Below are 5471 nucleotides of genomic sequence, written 5' to 3' on the forward strand. Positions count from 1 at the left end.
GCTGACGCTCGCCATCGATCGGCCTGATCTCCGAAGAAGTACTGTGTGCCATCTCGCCGACCGACAGGTCAGAAGCCGAAGGAGTGGGCGACCGAGGCGACAGCGTCTTTGGGGCTGAAGGAGATGTCTTGCGAGAAGCCGCCACCGAGGCCGAATGCCACGCCGGCGTCGATCTTGAGGTGCACGTCGTTCCAGGTGGCCTGGCCGTCGAAGTTGGCGTGCGCACCGATGCCGGCGTACGCCTCGTAGCCGATCTTGTCGGTGACGCCTCCCACGCTGAGGGTTCCGTCGACCCCGCCTTTCAGGCCGGCGAACGCTTCGCCGCCCGCGTTCACACCCATGCCCTCGGGGCCGATGGTACCGCCCGCGTTGCCGTTCAGCGCGGCGCCGGCCAGCTCCTTCACGTCGAGGCCGACGCTGCTCTGGCCGACCTTCAGCGAGCCTGAGGCGTTCTGTTCGAAGCCGGCCATGCCGTCGGCTTTCGCGCCCGCCGTGTACTGGCCGTTGCTGTCGACGCCGGCGTGCGCGGTGGTGTCGCCTTTCGCGCCGAGAAACTGCTGCACAGACCCCGTGCCAGTGAGGTCGCCGTTTCTGAAGTTGCCGTGCAGCTCTTCGTTGGCGCCCCAGCCCCAGCCCGCCTTGGCGGTGTGCTCGGCCGCGCCGTTCGGGCCGTAGACGGTGTTCGCGTCGGCTGAGCCACCGTTTCGAATCGTGACCGATCCGCCGCCGAGCGCTCCGTTGCCTTCGACCCTGCCGTGCTCGCCGAACGCGACGGTGCCGGGGGTAAGTCCGTCGGGGCCGATGCCCGGTTTGCCGGTGATCGAGAAGGGCACGACCCCGCCGCCGGGAAGCGTGACGGTTCCGTGCGCTCCGGATGCCCCGCCGCCGCCCGAGCCGCCCGCCCCGCCGGCTCCGGATGCCCCGCCGCCGCCCGAGCGCGCCGAGTCAGTCGACGCGGCGTTCTGCTCGTCGGCGTTCTTCGCGAGCCCCGTGCTGCCAAGCTGCAGGGCGCGCGCGGCTCGGTCGAGGGTTCTGGTGTGCGAACCATTCCAGGCGGCACGGAACTGCTGGGCATCCGGACCCTGCCAGGCCTGCGCCTGATTCACGTGGGAGGTCAGCGTGGAGGTGACGCGGTTGAGCTCGGCCGCTGCCTGGTCGAACTGCTTCGAAAGCTGGCGGAGCGCCTCGACGTCTGCCCCGTAGAACCCTCCGGCCACGGCCGACCCCCTCAGTGTGGTGCTGCCCTTCGGCGGAAAAGAAAGAGGGGCCCCCGAAAGGGCCCCTCGCGACGCGAATTACGCGTTCGACGTGGCTTCCTGGTCGGCCGCGTTCTTGGCCGATTTCTGCGATGCGTCTTCGAGAGCCGAGATGACCTGCTTCAGCGCGGCGGTGTGGGTGGTGTTCCACTCGCTGCGGAAGCCTTCAGCGTCGGGGCCCGTCCACTGCACGTTCTGCAGGGCGCTGGTGAGCGTGGTCAGAATCTGCTGAACCTGCTGCGACTGGGTGTTGAGCTGCTTGCTGAGTGAGCGAACCTGCTCGACGTCGAGACCCCATACGGCCATTGTGCTCTCCTTTGTTCACGCGACCCGGGAGATCCGGTTTCGCTACATTCTCGTGAGGTTTCTCTCACGTTTCAACAGTATGGGCGCGGGGGCTTCTGGTCGATGGGGAGAACTCCCCATTAGCCCCATCGACTCCCTCAGCCGTACGGCTGCGCCAGCTGAACCTTTGTGACGCGGCCCTGTTGCACGACGAACCCACGGCCGGGCGGAAACTCTGCGCGCTTGAAGCGACCGAGCGAGGTGCCGAGCAGGCTGTCACCGTCGAGCTCGCCGGGAACGAGCAGCAGCCCGCGCTTCGAGTTCTTGAACGGGCCGGCCAACGTCCACGCCTGCGACCAGGTGGAGGTCTCGCTCTCGCCGATGACGAAAACGTCGTCGCGGAGCGCGCGTTTCACGAGCCGGTCGACGTCGTTTTCGAGCGGAGAACCGTTCAGTTCCCCGATGTTCTCGATGAACAGTACGAAGTCGTCGGCCGTGAGCGTGCCCGCGTCGAGCTGGTTGTGCACGTCGTCGACGAACGCAGCGAGCTCGGCCGGCTCTGACAGAGTGAGGGCCCAGAGAGGTAGCGGGGTCAGCGTGGTGCGTCGCGGTGAGATGTGCACGAGCTTCGTGCCGGGCCTGGTTCGATGAAGTGCCGTGGCCAGCGTGGCGAGCGCGGTCGAACGGCCGCTGCCCGTCGACCCGGCCACGAGAAAGGCGCCCCGGGTAGCCACGCCGAACGGCGCGAGGTCTTCGTCGCGGAGCCCCAGCGTCGGCACGCCACCGGCCGCCGTCGCCGGCAGCTGCGACAGTGCGATGGCTTCGGGCAGCCGCCTGATCGGTAGTGCGGGCACGACACCCTGGCGACGCATCGACTCAGCGAGTTTCGTTATCTCGCGGGCCTGGATGGCCGTGTTCGAGTCGCCCCCGAGCACCGCTATCTGCACCTCGTTGCCGCCCATCAGCCCACGCCCGGGAGGCGACACCGCACTGAGTGCGTCTTTCGGCGCATTCACGAGCGAGTAGTCATCGTCGCTGGCCATACGCAGCACGATGCGGCGCTGGATGGTCGAACCGATCGAAGCCGGAACCGCGTTCGGCCGGTCTCCCGTGACCACGATGTGTACGCCCACCTGGCGGCCGTCGGTGGCGATCTGCGAGAACACGGTGAACCAGGCGGAGTGTCCGCCGAATTCGTACTGTTCGCGAAAGGCTCCGATGCCGTCGATGAGCACCAGGATGCGCGGTTCGAGGGGGGCCTCGGCCATGCGGCGGTATTCGCCGATGCTGCCTGCTCGCACGGCCGAGTAGCGGGCGGAACGATCATCCACCAGGTCACGCAGCATGCGCAGCAACCGAATGACACGTTCGTGGTCGTCGCCGGAGATGATGGCGCCCACGTGCGGCAGTTCTTCGAGCATGCTGAGGCCGGCAGAGCCGAAATCGACGCCGTAGACGTGCACTGGGCCGCCGCGGGGAGTGACGGCCGCGGCCACCGCGATGCTTCGGAGCGTTGCGCTCTTGCCAGACCCGCCCGTGCCGTAGACGGCCATGTTGCCGTCGCGGTCGGGCTCGTAGAAGACGGTCGGCTGGGCCTGGTTCTCTGGCTCGTCGATGACGCCCAGCAGCAGGCGCTCATCGGTGCGCGGGTTCGGCAGCAGCGAGAAGTCGTACACCGGTGCGAGCTCGTCGAGCCACGGTTTGCGAGGGTTCGGGATGCGCGCGACCTCGGCCGCACCGCGAATCGAGGTCACCAGGCGGGTGATATCGTTCGGGCCCTGGTCGGTGAGCGGAGCGGCTTCACCCTCGGGGGCCTCCCACGCAGCGCCCGAGCCGAAGTTCAGTTCGACGATGTCGATGCGCGGGGTGGGCGGTTCGCTCGTCGTGAATCCGCCCGCGTAGCCCGTCTGGAACGACGCGATACGGCCGGGCCCGGTCTTGGCCGCACCCCGCCCGGGAATGGACTGGTCGAAATATGCCGCACTGGGAATACCAAGAATGTCGGTCGAGTCGTCGGCGTCGGCCATGCGGAGCGCGATGCGGAGGTTGGTGTTCGCGCGCAGGTTGTCTTTGATCACGCCGGCGGGCCGCTGGGTGGCCAGAATGAGGTGCAGGCCGAGAGAACGGCCGCGCTGGGCAACGTCGACGACACCGTCGACGAACTCGGGCACCTCGTTCACGAGGGCGGCGAACTCGTCGACCACGATGAGCAGGCTCGGTGGGGTGTCGGGGTCGCCGGTCTTCTCGAGCGAGGCCAGGTCTTTGGCCTTCTTGCGGTTCAGCAGGTGCTCGCGGTAGCGCAGTTCGGCGCGCAACGACGTGAGCGCCCGGCGCACGAGGCGCGGCGAGAGGTCGGTGACGAGCCCCACGGTGTGCGGCAGCGCCACGCAGTCGGCGAAGGCGGCGCCGCCCTTGTAGTCGACGAACAGAAAGGTCGCCCGGTCGGGGCTGTGCGCCGCGGCCATACCGAGCACCCACGACTGCAGAAACTCGCTCTTGCCGGCGCCGGTGGTGCCGCCGACGAGGGCATGCGGGCCCTGGCTGCGGATGTCCAGATAGAACGGTTCAGTACCGGTGTGGCCGACCAGCGCACGAAGGGTTCCTTCGCTGCGGCGACGCACGTGCGGGCCGCCATCGCGACGGCTGATGGAGTTGCTCTCCCGCCAGCGGTCGAGTACAGCATCCGGGGACTCGGCGAGTTCGGGGCCCGCGAGGCTCAGATACGAGACCGACTGCGGGAGATCGGAGGCGTCGTCGATGGGGGCTCCCACGTCGACGACCGGTGCGAGCTGCTTGGCGAAACGGTGCGCGGCGGGGGCGTCGAGGCTTTCGCAGGCGACAGGGTAGGTGTGCTCGCCGAGGCGCACCTGGCCGGCGGTGGCGTTCGCGGGGTCGGCGTCGAGGCTGACGAAGCTGCGGCAGGCGGCGGGCAGTTGTGCGATGGTGGGGGCCGACCAGAGCACGTGGATGTTCGCGTCGGCGCCGCGCTCGACCAAGCGGTTGAGGCGGCCGCGGTCGACCGGTGCGTCGTCTTCGATCACGAGAACGACGGCCGGGGTCAGGGCCGGCAGCTTCTCTTCTCTCTTCGACTTGGGGCCCGGAGTCTCGAGGGCTCCGCGCGGGGAGACGGCGTTGTCGGTGCGCTGGGCCACCAGTTCTTCGAGGCGGGCAAGAAGGGCCAGGCCGCTGCCGGGGTTGTCGGAGAGGTGGTCGCCGGCGAGCGGGCTGTGCGGGGAGGAGGTGTGCGGCAGCCACTGCAGCCACTCCCAGGTGGGGCGCGAGGTGGGCGATACGAGGGCGCAGACGACCAATTCGGCGGGGGAGTGCAGACCAGCGAGCTGCGCGACGATGCCGCGGCTGACGCCCTGACGCGCTTCGGTGGGCCCCGCCACACCGAGGGCGCCAGAGCTTCGGAGGTCGACTACGACGGGCACCCCATCGATACGCGAGAAGCGGTCGGCCACCTCTTCGACCTGCGCCCAGTACTCGGGCAGCGTGTCGTTCGCGGTGGGCAGGCCCACGCGGTCGCGGCTGTGTGCCTGGCCGATTCCGAGCCGCACGGTGAGAAAGGCGTCGTGCTCGGGGCGGTGGGTGAACAGCAGCGGGTCGAGCCGGTGCGCGGCCTCGACGGTGTCGGTGACGGAGGGCGTCTCGCCGAGCCGCACGGCACGCTGGATGCGCTGGCGATCGTGCAGCCGGGTCACGAAGGCGTCGAGCGAGAGCGTGAACTGGCGGATCGCGTCGCGCAGCTGCCGCCGGGTGGTGATCTTGTGGTCGATGTAGGTACCGATCATCAACAGTGGGCTCAGGGCGATGAACACCACGCTCAGCACAGAGTTGGTGAAGATGAAGAGCACCACGCCCATGACGAGTGGGGCGATCAGGGCGATGAGCGGGAAGCGCTGAGGCTGCGGGCGGGTCGGGGGCTGG

At 68.7% G+C, this 5471-nt stretch carries 3 protein-coding genes; all 3 read right to left on the reverse strand.

Features of this window, described 5'->3' with window-relative positions; all coding sequences use genetic code 11:
• Positions 1-68 precede the first annotated feature (68 nt).
• On the reverse strand, positions 69-1217 hold the full coding sequence (locus D4765_RS18620) for a WXG100 family type VII secretion target (protein WP_136643809.1): 1149 nt from the start codon (positions 1215-1217) through the stop codon (positions 69-71).
• 78 nt (positions 1218-1295) lie between these two features.
• Entirely contained in the window at positions 1296-1562 is a 267-nt protein-coding gene (locus D4765_RS18625) for a WXG100 family type VII secretion target (RefSeq protein ID WP_136643810.1), read from the reverse strand.
• A gap of 137 nt (positions 1563-1699) precedes the next feature.
• Positions 1700-5471 (reverse strand): FtsK/SpoIIIE domain-containing protein (locus D4765_RS18630; protein WP_136643811.1); only part of this gene is annotated, 3772 nt, incomplete at its 5' end.

Origin of the sequence: Subtercola vilae, from assembly GCF_004923255.1 — a bacterium.
In the GTDB taxonomy this organism is placed as follows: Bacteria; Actinomycetota; Actinomycetes; order Actinomycetales; family Microbacteriaceae; genus Subtercola; species Subtercola vilae.